Origin of the sequence: Nocardia sp. XZ_19_231 (assembly GCF_015355705.1) — a bacterium.
GTDB lineage: Bacteria > Actinomycetota > Actinomycetes > Mycobacteriales > Mycobacteriaceae > Nocardia > Nocardia salmonicida.
In genome coordinates this window covers 978,426-999,600 of record NZ_JACUZI010000001.1, presented here as the reverse complement: position 1 = coordinate 999,600, position 21,175 = coordinate 978,426, and the positions used below count along the sequence as shown (strand labels likewise).

Here is a 21,175-nt window from a genome sequence, read left to right as displayed (position 1 = left end):
CGCGTAGTTGTCCCGACAGGCGAACGCATGATAGCCGTCAGCTAATCGTCACGCGGCGCATAGAGCTCGGGATTGAACAGCGAGCGCGCGCCTGAATGCGTGTACAGCTTGCGCTGCAGTGTCCGAAGTACAGCGATGCCCTCGGCGTCGGAAAATGAGCTGACCAAGCGGAATTCCACGCCGGCTCCGAATAGGTCGCTTCCGAAGGCGAGTTCGCTCAGGAACAAAACGCGAGCCGTGTCGACCTCAGACAGTTTCTCGCCAGCAGAGATAGTTCGACGCAACCCGCCCACTTCATCATCGAAATGATCTCGATTCGAATATCCGAGCGCGCGTACAGGTATCGGGGCGCGCGTCGAAATCCCCGTCCAACTCGCAAGACATGCGTCGACGAAGTCGCGCTCTCGAAGACTGAGCGCCGCCATGTCGTATTCCACCGTAGATCCCTTCGATTGAGCCCCGGCCACTTACTTGGCACCAGTCTTTCCGGACTGCGTACCCCCGGTACCGCCAGGAGGTTGCGATCCTGTGCGCGTCCCATCTTTCCCGTCGCCAAGGGATGGGTCCTCGATTTGACCAGTTAGTCGAATAAATTCACTTAACGGGTCTTTGGGCCTGTAGACGGTGCCGTGGTCGGTTGTGTTCGGATCCACGATAACGATGAAACCGTCGTAGCTCATCATCACCGGATCACCCTTATAGTCTTTGCCGAGCCGCTCCATCTGTGAGCCAGAGATGATCAGGTAGACCTTCTCTGCCAAATCATCTTGCGTCATTCCCTTGAAATCGTCATTGTGCTTCGTCCACGCATGCCCGTACGCAATTTCCTGGGCCATACGTCGTGCTGGGTCAGAACTCCATCCCCCGGGCGGCTGAGGCAAACCCGGTACCTGAAATACCACACCAGTGTCAGGGTTCTCGGGGAGTCCGGCGAAGGCTTCCTCGATCGCCGTCTGCGCCGAAGAAGCGGCTGCACCCGCGTTCTCCAACGCCTGCTTTACAGCGGTGGTCGACGCATCCGCATCGACCTGGAGAGCTCCCGCCGCGACCGAATAGGACGTTGCGTCAGGCAACTGTGACAACAGTGCTTGATGAGTACTCGTCGAAATCTTGACAGTACCGTCGTCAGCAACTTCGTACCCATTGGATTCCGCTGACTTCACGGCATTCAGCAGAGCAGTTTTCGCCGCGTCCAGCATGCTCGCACCCGAATGCGCCGCAGTCGCACCGTCCTGCAATGCTGTGATGAAAATCCTAGTGGTAGTTCGGATCTCCTCGTGCCTTGTCCGCATCGCGTCCGCTGCAGTGCCCGTCCAGAAATCCCGGCTGCCGTCCACAGCACGGTACTGCGTGTCATCGAACGCCGTCAGCTTCTGCGCCTGGGCGGACCACGCGTCACCCCGTGCGGCAAGCGTGGCGGGTTCCCAGGCCAGAACCTGTGCAACGGTCAGGGTTTCAGCGTCTGCGGCCTCCGAAATCTGCTCCTCGGTGCCCAGCGTCGTCATGCCAGCGCCGCCTGCTGCGCCGCGATATCGCCCGCGTTCTGCGTGTCCGTGTTCTGAAACTCGGTGACCGCAGTAGATGTCGCCTGCGACAGCGCGTCATAGTCCGCGATCAGCGTCTTGGCCGCCTTGACGACCTTCCCGATTGCCGCTGTCGACACGTCAGGAACCTTTGTTCCCGGCAAAGTCACAGCGGCTTCGCCGGTCTCGCCGGCAAAAACATCGGTCATCTCGGCCTCGACCTTGCCGAGTGTGGTCGCAAGCTCTTGTGTCCGTGTCGGATCAAGTTCCAAATCCGATGCGCCAGCCATGATTCCCCATTCCCCCGTAGTTCCCTTCGGTCGTCACCGTAACGACAGGGACCGGGCCACGCAATGTCAACGGACGCAACGCGTCGACGTACTGGCTCCAGCCCGATACTGTCAGCACGTGACCGGGTGACCGCTGGGTCACGCGAACGAAGCTGCACTGTGATGCCGGCGGCGGAGCGGCAAGTCGGATAGAAGGTTCAACGCATGGGGGACGTCGACCCGGTCTCGGGACATATCGAGAAGCTCCAACGGGCGCTCACCGACGCGAGGGGCCGGGCAGTGAGTGCCGATGGGGCTCTTCGCCTTGAAGCTGGTGCGAACGGCACTATCCACAGCATCGAGTTGGGTGACGGTGGCGCCGATCTCGATGCGGCGGTAGTGGTTTCGTTGATCGTCGAACTACACCGCGAAGCAGTCACCGAGGCCGCCACAACCATGCGGGCGGCAGTGGCGGCGCTGAGCAATGATCCACGGCTGCACGAGGACCGCCAGCAGGTCGTCGACAAACTAGCTCGGCCCCGCACCGACCCTGAATCTGTTGCAGCACCACAGCATCCTTTGCCGCGAACCGACCGCAAAGAACCGGGCCACGCCCTGCCGACAATCCTTCCGACGCCGCGTCGGCGACCCTCCGCGCTGCCGACTCTCTCGGAGTTTGATCCGGTCACCTTTGTACCGCTACCGAGGGCAAGCCGTCCCGCGCCGCCGAATCAGCGTTCTATTCCACCCGACCCTGTCCGCACCGCTTCTGCCACGACCGACGCAGAACCGATCACCGGTGACTCGCGCGACATCGGGGAGCCCGTCCGTGACGATGTCGACCCGGCGAGCAGACCACCGGGTGCCGAGCCGACTCCAGCGGAGACCGACTTCGTCCCCGCCGATCCGTTCGCATCGTGGGGCGAGCCCGGTGGCGGCACTGGAATCGCGCCGGGGAGCTGGCTGCCCGACGACAATCTGATCCTGTCCGATGACTGGGGGGACTGGCCGCGATAACAGCCGAACTCGAGGAAACTCAGGTGACCGGGGTCAGGGAGCTCGCCCAGAAGTCGGCGTAGTGGCCTGCTCGGTGGAGGAGGTCTTCGTGCGTGCCGTCTTCGGCGATGCGGGCGTGGTCGAGGAAGACGATGCGGTCGGCGCGGCGGACGGTGCGTAGGCGGTGGGCCACCATCACGACGGTTCGCCCGGCCATCAGGCGTTCGATGCCCTCGTGGACAGCGGCCTCGTTCAGGGGGTCGAGGGCCGAGGTCACCTCGTCGAGCAGGACGATCGGTGCGTTCTTCAGGAGGGCTCGGGCGATCGAGACTCGTTGGCGCTCACCGCCGGACAGTGCTGTGCCGCCTTCGCCGACGTTCGTTGTCCAGCCGCCGGGGAGTCGGTCGATCACCTCGTCGAGGCGGGCCGCACCGGCCGCGGTTCTCACCTCCTCGTCGGTGGCGTCGGGGCGGCCGAGGCGGATGTTGTCTTCGATCGTGCCGTCGAAGAGGTAGACGTCCTGGAAGACGATGGCGAACTGGGCCATCAGCGTGTCGGTGCTGATGGCGCGCACGTCCACGCCGCCGATGCGTACGGTGCCCGCGTCGACATCGTAGAAGCGGGCGATCAGTTGCAGGAGAGTGGTTTTGCCCGCTCCGGACGGCCCGACCACGGCCAACCGTTGGCCTCGAGGAACCGTCAGCGATACATCGTCGAGCACCGTGCGGCCGCCGTGCCGGAAAGTCACCGCGTCGAAGGACAGGTCGTGGCCTTTCGGCTGAAGCGGAGTCTCGGGTTCGGGCAGGATTTCGGTCCGCAGGAGCGCTTCGAGGCGCACCAGTTCCGATCGGGCGCTGCGGAGTTGGCCGCCGATATCGGCGAGCGACAGGAGCGGGTCGGCGCAGCGGGCGGCGAGGATGAGGATTGCCAAAACTTCTGCGGCACCGATGTTTCCGCTGAGGGCGAGGTAGGTGCCGAGGGCCAGCAGACCGGTGAACACCGTTTGCACCGCGAGTGAGAGGCCGAGGATTCCGGGCAGCGCTGTGAATGCGCGACGGCGCGAGGTACGCGCGACTTCCCGAAGCGAATCGTCGAGCAGGTCGAACCGTTGCGCGGTGCGCCCTCCCGCCCGCAGAACCGGCTGCGCCTGGAGATATTCGATGACACGTTGCGCGGCGTCGTGGTCACGTTCGTGGCGCTGCGCGTCGTCGGCCGCCATCGCGCGCCCCGACCAGACCTGGATCGCCGCCACGATCGGCACAGCGACAGCGGCGGCCGCGCCCATCTGCCAGTCGAACGCGAAGATCACGACGATGATCGTCAACGGCGTCACAGCGGCGGAGATCAGCGGCGCCATCAGGTGTGCGAGCACGCTCAACGCCTGCAGCACACCACGACTGGCGAGCACCGACACCTCACCCACTCGACCCGCTGTGTACCAACCGATGGGCAGGCGGGCCAGATGATCACCGAGCCGGTAGTACACCCCGCGCAGCAGCGTGGTTCCGACGCGGAAGCCGGAGAGGTCACTGCGGTAGCGCAGCAGCGCGTAGACGGCGACGGCGACGCCCAGTGCGATCAGCCATGGGCGCGCGCCTGCGGGATCGTCGCCGAACAGCGACCGCAGCACGGGAACCAGCAGCGCGTAGGACAATCCCTCGGCGACCGCGGTCACGGTCATCAGCGCGACGGTGCGCCGAACCGGTCGGGCGTACTCGGGTCCGAGCACGCGCAACAGCATGCGAATCATCGTGGTTCTCCCTGTAATTCCGCGGTCACCGTTCGGTGCGAGTGCCAGAAGTCGGCGAATTTTCCTTGTTGGGCCAGCAGATCGGCGGGTCGGCCGCGTTCGACGATCGTGCCGTTGTCGAGCATCACGACCATGTCGGCATCGGCGATCGTTTCCAGCCGGTGGGCGATCACGAGGAGGGTCCGGTCGCGACCGAGCGATGTCAACGCCTGCCGCACCGCCTGCTCGGTCTGCGGGTCGGCGAAAGCGGTCGCCTCGTCCAGGACCAACACCGGCGCGTCGGCGAGTAGGGCCCGCGCCAGCGAGATCCGCTGCGCCTCACCACCGGACAACACCGTGTCATCGCCGATCACCGTGTCGTACCCGCGCGGCAACTCGAGAATGCGGTCGTGAATATTCGCCAGATGGGCGGCACGAATCACGTTGTCGCGGTCCGTCTGTGGGACGGCGAGGGCGATATTGTCCGCGACCGACGCGCGCAGCAGTCGCACATCCTGGAAGACGAACGAGACCGTCCGATAGAGCTCGCGGCTGCCGAGTTCGCGCAGATCGATTCCGCCGAGGGAGATGGTGCCCTCGTCCGGATCGAAGAACCGCGGCAGCAACTGGACCAGGGTGGATTTGCCGCTGCCCGACGGCCCGACGAGCGCCGTCACGCTGCCGGGTTCGAGCACAAGGTCGATCCCGCGCAGCACTTCGTGTTCGGCGTCGTAGCCGAACCGGACCCCGCGCATCTCCACCCGGTGCCCCCGCGGCGCCCTCGGCTGGGTCGGCTCGGGCAGCGGCGCCTCGTCGAGAACGTCGCGAATCCGGCCTGCCGCGCGACCAGCGGCCTGGAGATCGTCGAAACCGTGCCCGAGCGCCGCCACCGGTGCGGTCAGGCCGATGCCCAGTAGCAGGAACGGCAGCAGATCGGCCGGGGCCATCCCACCGTTCGTGATCAGCGCCGCACCGCCGATCAACACGACCAGCAGCACGAACGGCGGCGACAACGCCACCTGCATGCCCGCCGCGATCCCGGCCAGGCCACGCACCATCCGCAGGAAGATATCGGCGAAATCGTCGGTGGCGGTGCGGAATCTGCGATGAGCGCGCTCGGATCCGCCGAAGGCCTTCACCACCGCGATGCCCTGGACGAACTCGACGACCGAGCTGGCGATCGCGCCCATCGCGGTGTCGAAATCCCGCTGTTCGCGTAGCCGACTCGGGGTCATCATCAGCGGGACCAGCGCGATGGCCAGCACCACCGGGATCGCGGTGATGAGCGTGAGCCGCCAGTCGACGGTGAACAGGTAGATCAGCGAGACCAACGGCACCACGAACGCCGACACCAATTCGCCGGGCGCGTGGGCGATGAACGGGTGCACAGCGCTCACGTCGTCGCCCACGATCTTGGCCAGCTCGCCGGTGCGACGCCGCGCGAACCAGCCGATCGGCACCCGTCCCAGCTGATCGGCCAGTTGCCGCCGCAGCGACAGCTGGACTCGATCGTCGAGCAGATGCCCGATCGCCGAAGAGGCTGCGGTACAGAGCAATCGGACGAGCAGGCCCACCGCTCCGGCCAGCACGACGAACCACACATGAGCGCGGTCGACCTCGCCGGGCGACAACAGGGTACGACCCAGCTCGACGACTGCCAGCAAGGGAGCCAGCCCCGCCACGGCGCCGACGACCTGCAGGATCACCACAGCGCCGAAGCTGCCGAGATACGGCCGAAGCAGGCTCGTGAGACTCGTTGTTCGAGTCGGCTGTTCGCTGATGGTGGTCATCTACGCACTCCCGAAGGCACAGCCAGGTGGCTTCTAACATGGTCGAGGATCTCCGAGCGGGCGGGTCCGGCGGCCGGGATCAGGCCCTGCATGCTCAAGAAGCCATGTGTCGCTTCGGGATAGCGGGTCAGCGTCACTTCGACGCCGGCCTTTCGTAAACGATCGGCGTAGGCGGGCGATTGATCTTCCAGCGGATCCAGTCCAGCGGACAGGATGAGGGTGGGGGCCGAACCGGCGAGCTCGTCGTGGAACATCGGCGATATCGTCCGCGCATCGAAGCCTTCGGGCAGTGCGATACGTTGCACCGCACGGCAATTGGCCGGTGTCGCGGTGGGGCTGTCCGCGTTCTCGGTGAACGAGGGATACTCGAACACCCTGTCGGTCCAATCGAGTTGAGGGTTGATCAAGACCTGCGTCCGCAGCGCACGCGTCTCGAAGGCGGTCAACACCGCGAGCGACGCGCCCGCACTGCTTCCGAGCAGCGCAAGTCGAGTTCCGTCCGCACCCCACTGCCCCGCCTGGGCGACGAGTTCGGGCACCGCGTCGCGGGCATCCTCGACAGCGGCGGGAATCGGATGCTCCGGCGCGAGCCGATAGTCGACCGAAGCGACCACCGCCGGGCACTCGGCAGCCAGGTGGGTCAGCAGCCAATCATCCTGCTCCGGAACGCCACTGATGAATCCGCCACCGTGGAACGCGACGATCAAAGGCAGCCCCGAACCCTCGCGCACCGGTCGATGCACCCGAACATTTACGGTACGACCGGGCAGTTCGAGCGTGTGCGTAGTGCTGCGCGCACCCCGGTCCGGCTTACCGGTGATGAACGTCCCGATGTCGGACCGACGCAGCTTCTCCTGCGCCCCTCGTGCCTCGATAATCTCGGCCGGCGTGATCGAATCCCAATCCGGCCCACCATTGAGCGCGGACAACACCCGCATCCGTAGGGGAACTCTGCCTCGCATGATGTGCCTCCTGGCGCTCGCTCACCACCCGTTCTCGCGGCGGCGTAGAGCAACCCTGGCAGGAAGGCCCACCGGTCCGCTTTCGGAAACATGCGGTCCGTCACGAGGCGAATCGGCCTTGTCGCCCTTCCACATACCGCCCTGCCGTTTCCGCGACAGGGCCCGGTTAAAATGTCGGGCGATCGGTGTGGCGGGGGGACGAGTTGCCAACCGGGAACATCATGGGTTGCCGACCTGTGGTGCTGCCGTGCCCCGTGCGCCGAGGTAGCGCTCGGGTCGGATGCGAGGTGCCGGCATGGGAAGGGAAAGGGTGATGGGTGGCTTTCACAGGACCACGGGAGGACGAGAGTTCGGGGTCGCCGTTCGGTCCGCCACTGGACGCACTCGGGCCTGATCCGGCCGCGATTGTGCCGGGGTACGCGCCGACTTCGTGGCGACCGGCCGATCCGGAGCCGATGATTTTGCCGCCGTCCCCGCAGAACACGGGGCGCAACAGGATCGGCATCGTCGTTCTGGGTTCGGTGGCAACGATCGCGGTCGGCGTGGCGGCGCTCACCTACGTCGTCGTGGCAGGTAGAGACAGCGAACCAGAAGAAGCCGTGCTCATCGCCGCCACCAGCCCGCCGACCACCAGGAAGACTGCTGGACCACTGCCCTGTGTCGACGAACAGCGCGGCAGCCTGACCATCGGCCGCGGTCCGGGTGACCACAACTCCGGTCCCGGCGTGATCCTCGGCTTCGAGCACGCGTTCTACAGCGACCGCAACGGTGAAAAGGCGCGGTCGTATGTGGCGCCCGACGCCGACACCGTCGGTTCGGCCCCGACCATTCAGCGCGGCATCGACGAGCACGTCCCGCTCGGAACCACCTACTGCGCCCAGATCAATCAGATCAGTCCGGACAACTACGAACTCGACCTGACCGAACGCCGCCCCGGCGGCACGTCGGCAGAAGACCTGCTCTACACCCAACTCATCACCACCACCGTCCGCGACGGGCAAGCGATGATCACAGCGATTGTCGTACGGGGACAGTGAGATTCGGCTCGGCCCCCTGAAACTGTCAGCCCAGGACCGCGCGCGGATCCGGGAGGTACATGCCGACCTCACCGCGCACGGTGTAACACGGTTGCGCGCTTTCTGGCGGGAATTGCCCGTCGTTCATCGAGGATCGCAGTAGCTTTCTTGGCATGCCGACGGTTCGGACGTCGACTCGACTGCGGGCGAGGAGTTGTGGCGATGGCACTGGGTTCGCTTGACCTCGATGGGGCATTTCGGGCCGCGATGGACAGTCTCGCTGTGCCCGACCGGATCGAGCCGATCGATGCCGCGTTCGGGATCGAATTGTTCGAATCGCAGGTTGCCAGTCGGCATCTCGATCTGGCGGCTCGGCGATTGGGGGCTGCTCGACAGGGGTTCTACAGCATCGGGTCATCCGGGCATGAGGGGAATGCGGCGGTGGCCGCCGCGTCGCGCGTCGATGATCCGGCGTTGTTGCACTACCGGTCGGCGGCCTTTTTCGTGCAGCGATGCAAGCAGATTCCGGGGCTGGATCCGATTCGGGATGTGCTGCTCGGGGTTGTGGCCGCGGCCGCTGATCCGATTTCCGGTGGTCGGCACAAGGTGATCGGGAGTGCGGCGGCGTCGATCATTCCGCAGACCTCGACCATCGCTTCGCATCTGCCGCGAGCGGTGGGGTTGGCCTTCGCGTTGGATCGGGCCGCGAAGCAAGGGGTTTCGTGTCCGTGGCCCGCTGACGCGGTGGTGGTGTGCAGTTTCGGCGATGCGTCGGCCAATCATTCGACGGCGGTCGGTGCCGTCAACGCCGCCCTGCATGCCGCCCATCAGGGCGTGCCGATGCCGCTGGTATTCGTCTGCGAGGACAACGGCCTCGGCATCAGCGTGCCGACCGCCCCGGACTGGATCGAACGTGCCTACGGCCCGCGGCCGGGGCTCACCTACCTCGCAGCCGACGGTTGCGACCTGCCCGACGTTCTCGGTGCCGCCGAAGACGCGGTACACCTGGCCCGGACCTGGCGGGTGCCGGTTTTCCTGCACCTGCGCACGGTCCGACTCGGTGGCCACGCGGGGTCTGATGTCGAGTCCGCCTATCGCGGTCGGACCGATATCGCCGCCGATCTCGCCCGCGATCCCCTTCTCGGCACCGCCCGCTACCTGATCGCGGCGGGTGCCGCCGATGCGGGCGATCTCCTCGATCGCTACGAGCGGATCGGTGCGCGCGTGCGCGAGACCGCCGACGAGGTGGTTCACGAAGCTCGGCTCGATTCCGCCGCGGCCGTGATCGCGCCGCTCGCGCCGACTCATCCCACCGCGATCCGCGACGATGTCACCCGCTTCGGTCCGTCGATGCCCTCGCCACAGTCGTCGGCTGACGAACGGCCTCGTGAATCGTCGCCCCGGCCTCCCGATCCCTCCGGGACAACCGACCTCCGGATGACACTGGCGCAGGCGATCAATCACACCCTCGGCGCACTCCTCACCAAGGACCCCGATGTCCTGGTATTCGGCGAGGATGTCGGCCGCAAGGGCGGCGTCTACGGCGTCACGAAGGGACTCAGAAAACGTTTCGGAGCGCGCCGGGTCTTCGACACGCTCCTCGATGAACAGTCCGTCCTCGGCACCGCGCTCGGTACCGGATTGGCCGGATTCATCCCGATCCCCGAGATCCAGTACCTGGCCTACGTGCACAACGCGGCCGATCAGATCCGCGGCGAAGCGGCCACACTGCAGTTCTTCTCGAACGGGCAGTACCGCAATCCGATGGTCTTGCGCATCGCCGGCCTCGCCTATCAAAAGGGCTTCGGCGGCCACTTCCACAACGACGATTCCCTGGCGGCGCTGCGCGATATCCCCGGCGTCGTCGTCGCGGTGCCCGCGCGCGCCGACGACGCGGCCGCGATGCTGCGCACCTGCGTGTCAGCGGCCCGAGTCGACGGCCGAGTATGTGTATTCGTAGAGCCGATCGCGCTGTACCACACCAAAGATCTCCATCCTGGAGACGAAGCCTGGCTGGCCTCCCCCACCACCGAACACATCCCGATCGGCGATGCCCGCACCTACGGCGAAGGTACCGATCTCACCATCGTCACCTTCGGCAACGGCGTTCCGATGAGTCTGCGCACGATGAATCGCCTTGCTGCCCAAGGAATTCACGCACGAGTGCTCGACCTCCGCTGGCTCAATCCCCTACCGGTCGCCGACCTGATCCACCATGCCGAAGCCACCGGAAAGGTGTTGGTCGCCGATGAAACCCGTAGCACCGGTGGAGTTTCCGAATCGGTGTACGCGGCGCTGATCGACACGGGCTACCGTGGCGCACTCGCCCGAGTCACCAGCGAGGACAGCTTCGTTCCACTCGGTCCCGCCGCGGACGCTGTGCTGCTGAGCGAGTCGGCGATCGAGACCGCCGCACGGCGTCTGATACTGGGCTAGGTCGAGAACCGGTACCAGGACCCGTCGAGATGGGTGTACTGCTCGTCGTATTCTCCCCGCGCAGCCGGTGGTTCACCCGCGGGCATGTAGGCGAACCCGGCAGGAGACACCAGGCCCATCCCCGACACGGTCAGCAGACAGCCGTTGTCCCGCGTGCTGACGCGGCCGACCGAGTACACACCGATTCGCCGGTCACCATCGGCAGGATCGCAGGTCTGGGCGGCCTGCGTCATCGCGGATTCCGACAGCCACCACCCGAGCCGGTCCGGTAGCCCACTCCAGCTGATGCCCATGGTGACGACCACGACCCCCGGGGCGACCAGACTGATCCACCCGACCCGATAGACGACAAGTCCTGTCATCGACCACACCGCCCACAGCAAGCCGGTGAAGGCCAACGAAAGCAACAACCCCAGCGTCAGATCGAGGTCGGCCTTACTGATGCCCGTCCATAGCAAACCCAGGCAGCACAACACGACCACACCGATGATCACGCTGGATGCCAGTGGCCACCAGCTCGGCGTCCCCCGATCCGCTGGTTCGACGACCGGGACCGGCGCAGCTCCCCCGTAGCTCATGGAAATACCCTACCGACATGCTGTGCGCTGGTCGGCAGGGCAGAACGTAGAGCGAACTCAGGCGAACTTGATCTCGAGGCCGATGCCGAGGATCGCGATGAACCAGACGACGCCGACGAAGATGGTGATGCGGTCGAGGTTCTTCTCGACGACGGTGGAGCCGGACAGGCTCGACTGCACGCCGCCACCGAAGAGGCTGGACAAGCCGCCGCCCTTGGCGCGGTGCAACAGCACCAGCAGCACCAACAGCAAGCTGGTGATCACAAGGAGGATATCGAGGAACAGCGACATGACGTTCATCCTAGGTGGTGCGGGACCGACTGGTCTAACCAGGCTCGACGGCGACCAGGTGTGAGACCGACTGGGGGCCCGCAGAATACTCGATGACGGCCTGTTCTATCTCCCGATCACGGGCGGTCAGACGCACCTGATGCTGGTGCATGTGCTCGGCCCACGACCGCACCACGAAGGCTTCGACGAAGCGGTCGACGGTGCCGACATCGCGGTAGAGCCGCCATTCCATCGCGCCCGTACGCTGCCGGGATCGCCCGACCAGCGCCATCGATTCGGTGAAGGCGGCAACGTCGCCGGGTGGCACGTCGTAGCCGCGCATCACCAGGACGGGGCCGTCCTCGGGTTCGGGCTCGACGACGAGTTGCGGCTCGGGCCAGTACGCCGCCGGGGAGAGGTCGATCTCCTCGACGTTGTGCCGGATCGGCCACCACAGGGTGCTCACGGCGCAGCATGCCAGCATCGCCGCCGCGATCAGCAGCGCCGTCACGGCACCGCAGGCGCCGGCGACCAGGCCCCAAACCAGCGACCCGATCGCCTGCCCACCCATGAACACCAGCATGTACACCGACAGACCGCGGGCGCGGACCCAGGCGGGCAGGAGCAACTGCATGGTCGAGTTCAGCGTCGACATCGCCAGCAGCCACGCCAGCCCGGCCCCGACCAGCAGCACGAGGACCAGCACCACATTCTGGACCAGCGCGGTGGCGACCGCGCCGACGCCGAACAGGACCGCGGCGAGCGCGAGTCGCTGGGTGGGGGTGAACAGGACCCGCAGGCGCGACAATCCGAGCGCGCCACACACCGCGCCGAGCCCGAGCGCCCCGAGCAGCAGACCGTAGCCGGACGACGAGAGTCCGAGGCGGTCGTGCGCGATCACCGGCAGCAGCGACCACACCGCGCTGGCGGGGGCGATGAACAGGCTCGCACGGAACAGCACCCTCCTGATCGCGGGCGCGGCGCGGATGAACCGGGTGCCTGCCTGCAACGCCGCGAGCGGCCGTTCACTGGGCAGCGGGCTCGTTCGCGTCGGCCACTTCGATGCCAGCAGCACCACGACGATGCCGATGAACGAGACCGTGTTGAACCCGAACACCACGGTCGGCCCCGCCACCGACACGATCACACCCGCCACCGCGGGCCCGACGGCTCGACCGATATTGACGCTCATACTGCCCAGCGCCGCCACCGAGGTGATCTGGTCGCGCGGCACCAGCTCGGGTTGTATCGCCTGCCAGGCGGGAGCGGTGAGCGCCTGCCCACAGCCGAGCAGGAACAGCAGGCTGAGCAGGACCGCCGGAGTGGTGTGGCCGGTGGCGGTGAACACGGTGAGGGTGAGCGAGGCGAGGGCCATGCCCGCCTGCGCGCCGATCAGCAACCTGCGCCGGTCGACCAGGTCGGCCAGGACTCCGGACGGAATCGACAGCAACATCACCGGCAGGGTGAGCGCGGTCTGCACGAACGACACCAGCGCCGCCGCATTCGGTTGATCCACGAGAATCCACTGCGCGCCGACCGTCTGCATCCAAGTGCCCAGATTGGACACGAGCTGCGCGATCCACAGCGCCCTGAACACCGGCGAACGCAACGGCGCCCAGGTCGATATCCGCTCCGCCGCGACACTGCCCACGCGTCGAGCATATCCCTGGCGACCGCCGTGCCCCGGTATGCGCTCTCCGCCGCGACAACGGTGCGCTCCCGACACCGCCTTCTGCGACGGATCACTCTGAACCACCAGATGCCTTGTGCTCCAAGCCGATATCCCTGCGATTCTTCGATGCGGTGTTACCTTCTGGTCGCCTTCGAGCGATCAGTACAGAGCTCCCGTTTCGTCGGAGAGCCCGCACGACACGGAGGAAACCGCATGACTGTCCCACCCGGCCACCCGCAGCAGCCCTATGGCCAGCAACCGCCGCCGTACGGCCAGCAACCACCCGGCGGTGGCTACCCACAGCAGGGCGGCTACCCGCAGCCGCCGCGCAAGAAGAAGGTGTGGCCGTGGGTGCTCGGTGGCGTTCTGGTGGTCCTGCTGCTGATCGTCGGCGGTTGTGTCGCGCTCGTCGGCACCGTCGCCAATGAGATCGAGAACGAGGTCAGCCGGGAAGTCACCGTCTCCTATCAGGCCGGTGGCACCGGGACCTCGACGGTGACCTATTCCGACGGAAGTCTGGACGTCGCACAGGAATCCGATGTGACGCTGCCGTGGTCCAAGGAGGTCACGGTCACCGGGCTGGTGAAGTTCGTTTCGCTGAGCGTGCTCTCCGGGGCCGACGGCGGAACGGTCTCCTGCAAGATCACCGTCGGCGGCACAGTGATCGCCGAAGACCAGGCCAGCGGCCAATTCGCGAGCGCCATCTGCTCGGGCGACGCGGCCGGGTAGGTAACGAGTTCACGAACCGCCCCGAACACCGCGCTGCGGCGTTCGGGGTGGTCCGTACCATCGGCTCCATGCGGATATCACCTCGTCCTCTGGCTGTTCTGCTCGCACTGGTCGGCACGGTGGCGGCCGGGTGCGGGTCAGCCGACAAGGAACCGGTGGACGACACCGCCACGCCGATGGGCCACACCTACGTCTCCACCGAGGTGAGCGGCGACCAGATCCCGGGCGGCGGTCCGATGACGCTCACCTTCACCGACGGCCGGATCTCGGCGAACTCCGGCTGCAACTCCGCGGGCGGCACCGTCGACCTGAGCAACCACATCGTGCACACCTCGCCGCTGGCGAGCACCCTGATGGCGTGCACCGATGGCCGTGACGGCGCCGACGCCTGGCAGAACACCTTCCTGGAATCCGACCCCACCTGGAGCCTCGACGGTGATCGGCTGACGCTGACGGGCAAGTCCGCCACCGTCCATCTCACCGACAAGAAGATCGTGAGCCCGGACAAGCCACTGACCGGTACCACCTGGGTGGTCACCACCATGCTCACCCCGGACGCGCAGATCCGCTCGACCACCCTCGACCAGGTGAGCCCGAATCTCACCATCGGTGACGGCGGCACCGTCAACGGCACCGCGGGCTGCAATCGGATCACCGGAACCGCGGGCGTGGGCCCCGGCGACGCGGTGAACTTCGCCGTCGCCACCACCAGAATGATGTGCCCGCCGGAGGTGATGGAGGTCGAGCAGAACGTGCTGCGCGCGCTGGACGGCCGAACCACCGCCACCATCGACGCAGCCACGCTCACCCTGCGCAACGACAACGGCTACGGCCTCATCCTGCACGCGCAGTAGCCTCGCAGCGCACGAAAAGCGAAGGGCCGGAAACCCATCGGTTTCCGGCCCTTCGGCGTTCAGTACCCGATCAGGGCAGCGGACCGCCCGCGGCGATCGCCGACAGGGTGGCGAACTCGTCACCCTTGAGCGAGGCACCGCCGACCAACGCGCCGTCGATGTCGGGCTGACGGATCAGCTCGCCGATATTCTTGGCGTTCACCGAGCCGCCGTAGAGCACGCGCACACCGGCGGCGATCTCCGGGGAGGCCAGCTTCTCCAGCTCGCCACGGATCGCGCCACACACTTCCTGCGCGTCGCCCGCCGAGGCGACCTTGCCGGTGCCGATGGCCCAGACCGGCTCGTAGGCGATGACGACCTGCGAAATCTGTTCCGCCGTCAGACCCTCGAGCGAACCACGCAGCTGCTCGAGGTTGTACTCGACGTGCGTACCCGCCTCGCGGACGCCGAGACCCTCACCGATGCAGACGATCGGGGTGATCTCGTACTTCAGCGCCTGCTTGGCCTTGGCCAGCACGGTCGCGTCGTCCTCGTGGTGGTACTGACGACGCTCCGAGTGCCCGACCACCACGAAGGAGGCGCCCAGCTTCGCCAGCATCGCCGCGCTGATCTCACCGGTGTAGGCACCGGAGTCGTGCGCCGAGACGTCCTGCGCACCGTAGGTGATCAGCAGCTTGTCGCCGTCGACGATCGACTGCACACTGCGCAGATCGGTGAACGGCGGAATCACCGTCACGTCGACCTTCGCGAAGTACTTCTCCGGCAGCGCGAACGCCACCTTCTGCACCAGGGAGATGGCCTCGAGGTGGTTGAGGTTCATCTTCCAGTTGCCCGCGATGAGCGGTTTACGTGATGCCATCGCTCAGCCCTCCAGCACCGAAATACCGGGCAGCTCTTTGCCTTCCAGGTATTCGAGAGACGCGCCACCACCGGTGGAGATGTGCGAGAAGCCGTCGTCGGGCAGTCCGAGGGAGCGCACGGCAGCAGCCGAGTCCCCACCGCCGACCACGGTGAACGCACCCTTGGAGGTGGCGGTCACGATGGCTTCGGCGACGCCACGGGTACCCGCGGCGAACGCGTCGAACTCGAACACGCCCATCGGGCCGTTCCAGAACACCGTCTTGGCCTCGGTCAGCAGCGCGGAGAACCGCGACACCGACTCGGGGCCGATGTCGAGGCCCAGCCAGCCGTCGGGGATCTCGGTCGAGGCGACAGTCTTGACGTCGGCGTCGGCCGCGAACTTGTCCGCCACCACGATGTCGACCGGCAGATGCAGCACGTCGCCGAAGCGCTCGAGCAGCGACTTGCAGGTGTCGATCATCTCGGTCTGCAGCAGCGAGCCGCCGACCGGAAGTCCTTGCGCCGCAAGGAAGGTGAAGCACATGCCGCCGCCGATCACCAGGGTGTCGACCTTGGGGGCCAGCGCCTCGATCACCGCGAGCTTGTCCGACACCTTGGAGCCGCCGAGCACCACCGCGTACGGACGGGCCGGGTCCTCGGTGAGCTTGCGCAGCACCTCGACCTCGGCCGCGACCAGGGTGCCCGCGTAATGCGGCAGCACCTGTGCCACGTCGTAGACCGACGCCTGCTTGCGGTGCACCACGCCGAAACCGTCGGAGACGAACGCGCCGTCGTCGCCGACCAGCTCGACGAACGCCGCGGCCAGCTTGGCCCGCTCCGACTCGTCCTTGCTGGTTTCGCGCGGGTCGAAGCGCACGTTCTCGAGCAGCAGCACGTCGCCGTCGGTGAGGCCTTCCGAGCGCGAGAGCGCGTCGTAGCCCACCACGTCACCGGCCAACTGGACGTTGCGGCCCAGCAGCTCGGCCAGCTTCGCCGCCACGGGAGCGAGCGAGAACTTGGCGTCGGGCTCGCCCTTGGGGCGGCCAAGGTGCGCCATCACGACCACCTTGGCGCCGGCATCGACCAGCGCCTGGATGGTCGGCACCGAGGCGATGATGCGGCCCGGGTCGGTGATCTGGCCGTTGTCGTCGAGGGGAACGTTCAGGTCGGAGCGCACGAGCACGCCCCGGCCTTCGACACCCTCGGTCAGGAGATCCTGAAGTGTCTGCACTGTCATCGCGGTCAGAGCGACTTGCCGACGAGATCGACCAGGTTGGCCAGGCGGTTCGAGTAGCCCCACTCGTTGTCGTACCAGGACACGACCTTGACCTGGTTGTCGATGACCTTGGTCAGCGGCGCGTCGTAGATCGACGAGTGCGGGTCGGTGACGATGTCGCTGGAGACGATCGGGTCCTCGTTGTACTTGAGGATGCCCTTCATCGGGCCCTCGGCGGCGGCCTTCATCGCGGCGTTGATCTCCTCGATGGTGGCAGGCTTGGCCAGGGTCGCGGTCAGGTCGGTGACCGAGCCCGTCGGGACCGGAACCCGCAGCGCGTAGCCGTCGAGCTTGCCCTGCAGCTCGGGCAGCACCAGGCCGATGGCCTTGGCGGCGCCGGTGCCGGTGGGCACGATGTTCAGGGCCGCGGCGCGGGCGCGACGCAGGTCCTTGTGCGGCGCGTCCTGCAGGTTCTGGTCCTGGGTGTAGGCGTGGATGGTGGTCATCAGACCGTTCACGATGCCGAACGAGTCGTTGAGCACCTTGGCGATCGGGCCGAGGCAGTTCGTGGTGCAGGACGCGTTGGAGATGATGTTCTGGCTGCCGTCGTACTTGTCGTCGTTGACGCCCATCACGATGGTGATGTCGTCGCCGGTGGCGGGCGCGGAGATGATGACCTTCTTGGCGCCGGCGGACAGGTGACCCTTGGCCTTCTCGGCGGCGGTGAAGATGCCGGTCGACTCGACGACCACGTCGACGTTCAGGTCGGCCCACGGCAGCGCCGAGGGGCCTTCCTTGATCGCGAGCGCCTTGATGCGCTGCTCGCCGACCACGATGGTGTCGCCCTCGACGGAGACGTCCTGCGGCAGACGACCCAGAATCGAGTCGTACTTCAGCAGGGTGGCGAGGGTGTTGATGTCGGTGAGGTCGTTGACCGCGACGATCTCGATATCGGTCTCGCCGACGGCCTTCAGCGCCTCCACCGCTCGGAAGAAATTACGTCCGATACGACCGAAGCCGTTGATACCTACCCGGACAGTCACGTTATCGCTCCTCAGCTTTCAAGCGGATTCATTCCGACGGTAACCACAGTAGTAGCCGGGCCAGCGTTTCACGACAGCCACCTGTGAGTTGTGAGCTCCCCGGCCTCAGGCCTGCGGAGGCCCCCAGAATAGAGGGCAGAGCGGTCATCGATGACCGCTCTGCCTTAATCGTCGGATTCGCCACACCTTTCGGCGTGCGGAGTCTGTCGATGTTCCTATTACGCGTCGTCGAGCAGTTCCGCAGTCACCGCGGACTCGGTATCGGGGATGCCGAGATCCTTGGCGCGACGGTCGGCCATCGACAGCAAGCGCCGGATCCGACCGGCGACAGCGTCTTTGGTCATCGGGGGCTCGGCCAGCTGACCGAGCTCCTCGAGCGAGGCCTGCCGGTGCTGTACCCGCAGCCTGCCCGCCGCGGCGAGATGCTCGGGAACATCGTCGGCGAGGATCTCGAGCGCCCGTTCCACCCGAGCCGCCGCCGCGACGGCCGCACGCGCCGAACGACGCAGGTTCGCGTCGTCGAAGTTGGCGAGCCGGTTGGCGGTGGCCCGCACCTCACGGCGCATCCGCCGTTCTTCCCAGGTGAGCCGGGTGTCCTGCGCACCCATGCGGGTGAGCAGGGCGCCGATCGCCTCGCCGTCGCGCACCACGACCCGATCCGTGCCGCGCACCTCGCGCGCCTTCGCGGTGATGCCGAGCCTGCGCGCCGCGCCGACCAGCGCCAATGCCGCCTCCGGACCGGGGCAGCTCACCTCGAGCGCCGAGGAACGACCCGGCTCGGTGAGCGAACCGTGTGCGAGAAACGCGCCACGCCATGCCGCTTCGGCATCACCGATGCTGCCACCGACCACCTGCGCGGGCAGCCCGCGAACGGGACGTCCGCGCACGTCGAGCAACCCGGTCTGGCGCGCCAGCGCCTCGCCTTCCTTCGACACCCGCACGACGTAGCGGGAGGTCTTACGCAACCCGCCCGCGCCGAGCACATGCACGTCGGAGCCGTATCCGTACAGCTCGAAAATCTCTCTGCGCAGTCGCCGGGCGATGGACCCCATGTCCACCTCGGCTTCCACGATCACCCTTCCCCCCACGATGTGCAGACCGCCGGCAAACCGCAGCAACGCCGACAGTTCCGCTTTGCGCGAGCTGACCTGCGATACCACGAGCCTGCTCAGCTCGTCCTTCACCTCGGCTGTCATCGCCACGAGACGCGCTCCTTTCCCACCGACCCGGAACGCACATCTGAGACACTGTGTCGTCCCTCGACTCGAAGCCCTGCCAGTTGCGACCGCGGCGACCGGATCAGCTGATCCAGTGCGGCGGCAAGTTTTCCGGGATGATGCCGATCCGTTCCCGGCTCGGCGACATCGCAGAACGTTACCCGTGCACGCAACTGTTCGGCGGCTCTTGCCACATGTTCCCGTTGCCGCCCCTCGGGCACCGACGCCGAGTCGACGAGCACATCGTCGACCGCGAAATCCGGTGCGTGCTGGGACAATACATGCAGATGACGCTCTGCGGAAAAGCCGGCGGTCTCGCCGGGCTCGGCCGCCAGATTCAGAACGAGCACTTTGCGTGCCTCGGTGCGTACCAGCGCCGCGTGCAATTGCGGCACGAGGACATGCGGAATGACGCTGGTGAACCACGAACCAGGTCCCAGCACAACAACATCCGCGTCTTCGATGGCCGCGGTCGCCTCGGGGCTGGCAGGCGGATCGGACGGAATCAGCCGCACCCGCCGGACATTACCCGGCGTGGTCGCCACCGCAACCTGACCGCGTACACACCGGCCGATCCGCGGATCCGACTCGAGGCCCGACACTTCGGCCTCGATGTCGAGCGGAATCGGCGACATCGGCAGCACCCGGCCGGTGATCCGCAGCAGGCGGCCCACCTCGTCGAGCGCGGCCACCGGGTCACCGAGGATGTCGGTGAGTCCGGCCAGGATCAGATTGCCCACCGAGTGCCCGGCGAGCGCGCCGGTGCCGCCGAAGCGGTGCTGCACCGTCGTGGTCCATACGTCGTCGGCGTCCTCGGACAGCGCCGCCAGGGCCATCCGCAGATCTCCCGGCGGGAGCATGCCCAGCTCGGCGCGTAGCCGACCGGACGACCCGCCGTCGTCGGCGACGGTGACCACGGCGGTGATCCGCCGCGTCAGCCTGCGCACCGCTGTCAATGTCGCGTACAGCCCATGTCCACCGCCCATCGCGACAACGGCTGGGTCGGCTTCGGTTCCACTCATTCGCGCCCCAGATCCCGGTGCACGACGCGAACGACGTCCACCGCCGCGTGCCCGGTGTCGGCGCTGATGCGCTCACCCAGTGCCTCGGCGATAGCGACACTGCGATGTTTACCGCCGGTGCACCCCACTGCCACGGTCATGTATCGCTTCCCCTCTTGGCGGTATCCGGTCGTCGTCAAGTCGACCAGGTGTTTGCCGGTCTGTAGGTAGTCCCGCGCACCGGGCCTGGACAGCACGTAATCGCTGACCACCGACTCCTGTCCTGTGTGTTCCCGCAATTCCGGAATCCAATGCGGGTTGGGTAGGAATCGCACGTCCAACACCATGTCGGCGTCGAGGGGAACACCGTACTTGAAGCCGAACGATTGCACGGTCAGTTGCAGTGCGGCTGGCGCGCCCGCGCCGTATGCCTCCTCCAGCTTGCGGTGCAGCTGGTGGATCGACAGCTCGGTGGTGTCGATGACGAGGTCGGCGGCGCCCTTGACCGGCGCCAGCCTGGCTCGTTCGGCGGTGAGACCGGCCGAGAGCGTCCCGTCGGGGCTGTCGCTCTGCAGCGGATGACGGCGTCGGGCGAAGCCGAATCGCCGGATCAGCACATCGTCGGACGCCTCGAGAAACAGCACTCTGGTGCGGATGCCCGCGCCGCGCAACTGCTCGGTGACGCCGGACAGCTCACCGGTGAAGAATCGGCTGCGCACGTCCATGACCAGCGCGAGCCGACGGATCGGCGGGTCGGCGGCGGCGCCTAGTTCGATCATCCGCCCGATCAGTTCGGGCGGTAGGTTGTCGGTCACGTACCAGCCCAGGTCCTCCAGCACGCGCGCGGCAGTGCCGCGGCCCGCGCCGGACAAGCCGGTCACGATGACCACTTCTACTGGTTGCTGTGTGTCGGTGACCGTCCCGGATTGACCGGGTGCCGCCCCCGCATTGTTATTCGATTCGACGCGTGTCATGTCCTACCGGATCCGTTTCTGGGTGCCTTTCGATCATCCCGCACCGGTTCGGGTATCGGG

Annotated in this window: 20 protein-coding genes; 5 read left to right on the top strand and 15 right to left on the bottom strand. The window is 66.6% G+C overall.

Features of this window, described 5'->3' with window-relative positions; translation table 11 throughout:
* Positions 1-41: 41 nt before the first annotated feature.
* Genes IBJ82_RS04460 through IBJ82_RS04450 form a run of 3 tightly spaced genes read right to left on the bottom strand, consistent with a single transcriptional unit; the run spans position 42 to position 1,813 of the window.
* Positions 42-437 (bottom strand): hypothetical protein, encoded by a 396-nt coding sequence (locus IBJ82_RS04460; protein WP_194824618.1) that lies wholly within the window; start codon positions 435-437, stop codon positions 42-44.
* Between the two features lie 30 nt (positions 438-467).
* Positions 468-1,505, bottom strand: coding sequence for a WXG100 family type VII secretion target (locus tag IBJ82_RS04455; RefSeq protein ID WP_194824617.1), 1,038 nt, complete (start codon positions 1,503-1,505; stop codon positions 468-470).
* The gene (locus tag IBJ82_RS04450) at positions 1,502-1,813 is read right to left on the bottom strand and encodes a hypothetical protein (protein WP_194824616.1); all 312 of its coding nucleotides are present in this window, start codon (positions 1,811-1,813) and stop codon (positions 1,502-1,504) included. Before IBJ82_RS04450 ends, IBJ82_RS04455 begins: the two co-directional genes overlap by 4 nt.
* Positions 1,814-2,017: 204 nt before the next feature.
* Here IBJ82_RS04450 and IBJ82_RS04445 point away from each other — a divergent pair, with 204 nt between their 5' ends.
* Complete coding sequence (locus IBJ82_RS04445) at positions 2,018-2,809, top strand: YbaB/EbfC family nucleoid-associated protein (protein ID WP_194824615.1); 792 nt, start codon at positions 2,018-2,020, stop codon at positions 2,807-2,809.
* Positions 2,810-2,828: 19 nt separating this feature from the next.
* On the opposite strand, the gene IBJ82_RS04440 is transcribed toward IBJ82_RS04445, so the two are convergent.
* Genes IBJ82_RS04440 through IBJ82_RS04430 form a run of 3 tightly spaced genes read right to left on the bottom strand, consistent with a single transcriptional unit; the run spans position 2,829 to position 7,269 of the window.
* The gene (locus IBJ82_RS04440; protein WP_194824614.1) at positions 2,829-4,538 is read right to left on the bottom strand and encodes an ABC transporter ATP-binding protein; all 1,710 of its coding nucleotides are present in this window, start codon (positions 4,536-4,538) and stop codon (positions 2,829-2,831) included.
* Positions 4,535-6,307, bottom strand: coding sequence for an ABC transporter ATP-binding protein (locus tag IBJ82_RS04435; RefSeq protein ID WP_194824613.1), 1,773 nt, complete (start codon positions 6,305-6,307; stop codon positions 4,535-4,537). Before IBJ82_RS04435 ends, IBJ82_RS04440 begins: the two co-directional genes overlap by 4 nt.
* The gene (locus IBJ82_RS04430) at positions 6,304-7,269 is read right to left on the bottom strand and encodes an alpha/beta hydrolase (protein WP_194824612.1); all 966 of its coding nucleotides are present in this window, start codon (positions 7,267-7,269) and stop codon (positions 6,304-6,306) included. The genes IBJ82_RS04435 and IBJ82_RS04430 overlap by 4 nt, the downstream gene beginning before the upstream one ends.
* A 317-nt stretch (positions 7,270-7,586) precedes the next feature.
* Between IBJ82_RS04430 and IBJ82_RS04425 the strand changes: the two genes are divergently transcribed.
* Together IBJ82_RS04425 and IBJ82_RS04420 are read left to right on the top strand one after the other, a co-directional pair.
* On the top strand, positions 7,587-8,306 hold the full coding sequence (locus tag IBJ82_RS04425) for a hypothetical protein (RefSeq protein ID WP_194824611.1): 720 nt from the start codon (positions 7,587-7,589) through the stop codon (positions 8,304-8,306).
* Positions 8,307-8,552: 246 nt separating this feature from the next.
* Positions 8,553-10,721 carry a thiamine pyrophosphate-dependent enzyme gene (locus IBJ82_RS04420; protein WP_228536683.1) on the top strand — a complete coding sequence of 723 codons (2,169 nt, stop codon included), beginning with the start codon at positions 8,553-8,555 and terminating at the stop codon, positions 10,719-10,721.
* Here IBJ82_RS04420 and IBJ82_RS04415 read toward each other — a convergent pair.
* The 3 genes from IBJ82_RS04415 to IBJ82_RS04405 are packed head-to-tail and all read right to left on the bottom strand — an operon-like array spanning position 10,718 to position 13,220.
* A complete protein-coding gene (locus IBJ82_RS04415) occupies positions 10,718-11,299 on the bottom strand; it encodes a hypothetical protein (RefSeq protein ID WP_194824609.1) in 582 nt (193 codons plus the stop codon). The genes IBJ82_RS04420 and IBJ82_RS04415 overlap by 4 nt on opposite strands.
* A 57-nt stretch (positions 11,300-11,356) precedes the next feature.
* Positions 11,357-11,590, bottom strand: a complete 234-nt coding sequence (secG, locus tag IBJ82_RS04410) for a preprotein translocase subunit SecG (RefSeq protein ID WP_056815392.1) — start codon at positions 11,588-11,590, stop codon at positions 11,357-11,359.
* A 34-nt stretch (positions 11,591-11,624) separates the two neighbouring features.
* On the bottom strand, positions 11,625-13,220 hold the full coding sequence (locus IBJ82_RS04405) for an MFS transporter (protein ID WP_370585142.1): 1,596 nt from the start codon (positions 13,218-13,220) through the stop codon (positions 11,625-11,627).
* Between the two features lie 234 nt (positions 13,221-13,454).
* Between IBJ82_RS04405 and IBJ82_RS04400 the strand changes: the two genes are divergently transcribed.
* Together IBJ82_RS04400 and IBJ82_RS04395 are read left to right on the top strand one after the other, a co-directional pair.
* The gene (locus IBJ82_RS04400) at positions 13,455-13,970 is read left to right on the top strand and encodes an MmpS family transport accessory protein (protein WP_194824608.1); all 516 of its coding nucleotides are present in this window, start codon (positions 13,455-13,457) and stop codon (positions 13,968-13,970) included.
* 68 nt (positions 13,971-14,038) lie between these two features.
* Complete coding sequence (locus IBJ82_RS04395) at positions 14,039-14,824, top strand: META domain-containing protein (RefSeq protein WP_194824607.1); 786 nt, start codon at positions 14,039-14,041, stop codon at positions 14,822-14,824.
* A gap of 70 nt (positions 14,825-14,894) precedes the next feature.
* On the opposite strand, the gene tpiA is transcribed toward IBJ82_RS04395, so the two are convergent.
* The 6 genes from tpiA to rapZ all read right to left on the bottom strand — a co-directional run bounded on the left by tpiA (position 14,895) and on the right by rapZ (position 21,115).
* Positions 14,895-15,683 (bottom strand): triose-phosphate isomerase, encoded by a 789-nt coding sequence (gene tpiA, locus IBJ82_RS04390; protein ID WP_194824606.1) that lies wholly within the window; start codon positions 15,681-15,683, stop codon positions 14,895-14,897.
* 3 nt (positions 15,684-15,686) lie between these two features.
* Positions 15,687-16,901 (bottom strand): phosphoglycerate kinase, encoded by a 1,215-nt coding sequence (gene pgk / locus IBJ82_RS04385; RefSeq protein ID WP_194824605.1) that lies wholly within the window; start codon positions 16,899-16,901, stop codon positions 15,687-15,689.
* A 5-nt stretch (positions 16,902-16,906) separates the two neighbouring features.
* Positions 16,907-17,923 carry a type I glyceraldehyde-3-phosphate dehydrogenase gene (gene gap / locus IBJ82_RS04380; protein ID WP_056810475.1) on the bottom strand — a complete coding sequence of 339 codons (1,017 nt, stop codon included), beginning with the start codon at positions 17,921-17,923 and terminating at the stop codon, positions 16,907-16,909.
* 218 nt (positions 17,924-18,141) lie between these two features.
* On the bottom strand, positions 18,142-19,125 hold the full coding sequence (gene whiA, locus IBJ82_RS04375; protein WP_056810477.1) for a DNA-binding protein WhiA: 984 nt from the start codon (positions 19,123-19,125) through the stop codon (positions 18,142-18,144).
* Positions 19,116-20,162 carry a uridine diphosphate-N-acetylglucosamine-binding protein YvcK gene (gene yvcK / locus IBJ82_RS04370; RefSeq protein ID WP_194824604.1) on the bottom strand — a complete coding sequence of 349 codons (1,047 nt, stop codon included), beginning with the start codon at positions 20,160-20,162 and terminating at the stop codon, positions 19,116-19,118. The genes whiA and yvcK overlap by 10 nt, the downstream gene beginning before the upstream one ends.
* Positions 20,159-21,115 (bottom strand): RNase adapter RapZ, encoded by a 957-nt coding sequence (gene rapZ, locus IBJ82_RS04365; RefSeq protein ID WP_228536429.1) that lies wholly within the window; start codon positions 21,113-21,115, stop codon positions 20,159-20,161. Before rapZ ends, yvcK begins: the two co-directional genes overlap by 4 nt.
* Positions 21,116-21,175 lie beyond the last annotated feature (60 nt).

Excerpts from the sequence above, each read along its gene's own strand:
- IBJ82_RS04455 (WP_194824617.1), bottom strand. The coding sequence starts at position 1,505 with ATGACGACGCTGGGCACCGAGGAGCAGATTTCGGAGGCCGCAGACGCT.
- IBJ82_RS04450 (WP_194824616.1), bottom strand. The coding sequence starts at position 1,813 with ATGGCTGGCGCATCGGATTTGGAACTTGATCCGACACGGACACAAGAG.
- IBJ82_RS04445 (WP_194824615.1), top strand. The coding sequence starts at position 2,018 with ATGGGGGACGTCGACCCGGTCTCGGGACATATCGAGAAGCTCCAACGG.
- IBJ82_RS04440 (WP_194824614.1), bottom strand. The coding sequence starts at position 4,538 with ATGATTCGCATGCTGTTGCGCGTGCTCGGACCCGAGTACGCCCGACCG.
- IBJ82_RS04435 (WP_194824613.1), bottom strand. The coding sequence starts at position 6,307 with ATGACCACCATCAGCGAACAGCCGACTCGAACAACGAGTCTCACGAGC.
- IBJ82_RS04430 (WP_194824612.1), bottom strand. The coding sequence starts at position 7,269 with ATGCGAGGCAGAGTTCCCCTACGGATGCGGGTGTTGTCCGCGCTCAAT.
- IBJ82_RS04420 (WP_228536683.1), top strand. The coding sequence starts at position 8,553 with ATGGACAGTCTCGCTGTGCCCGACCGGATCGAGCCGATCGATGCCGCG.
- IBJ82_RS04415 (WP_194824609.1), bottom strand. The coding sequence starts at position 11,299 with ATGAGCTACGGGGGAGCTGCGCCGGTCCCGGTCGTCGAACCAGCGGAT.
- secG (WP_056815392.1), bottom strand. The coding sequence starts at position 11,590 with ATGTCGCTGTTCCTCGATATCCTCCTTGTGATCACCAGCTTGCTGTTG.
- IBJ82_RS04400 (WP_194824608.1), top strand. The coding sequence starts at position 13,455 with ATGACTGTCCCACCCGGCCACCCGCAGCAGCCCTATGGCCAGCAACCG.
- IBJ82_RS04395 (WP_194824607.1), top strand. The coding sequence starts at position 14,039 with ATGCGGATATCACCTCGTCCTCTGGCTGTTCTGCTCGCACTGGTCGGC.
- tpiA (WP_194824606.1), bottom strand. The coding sequence starts at position 15,683 with ATGGCATCACGTAAACCGCTCATCGCGGGCAACTGGAAGATGAACCTC.
- pgk (WP_194824605.1), bottom strand. The coding sequence starts at position 16,901 with ATGACAGTGCAGACACTTCAGGATCTCCTGACCGAGGGTGTCGAAGGC.
- yvcK (WP_194824604.1), bottom strand. The coding sequence starts at position 20,162 with ATGAGTGGAACCGAAGCCGACCCAGCCGTTGTCGCGATGGGCGGTGGA.
- rapZ (WP_228536429.1), bottom strand. The coding sequence starts at position 21,115 with ATGACACGCGTCGAATCGAATAACAATGCGGGGGCGGCACCCGGTCAA.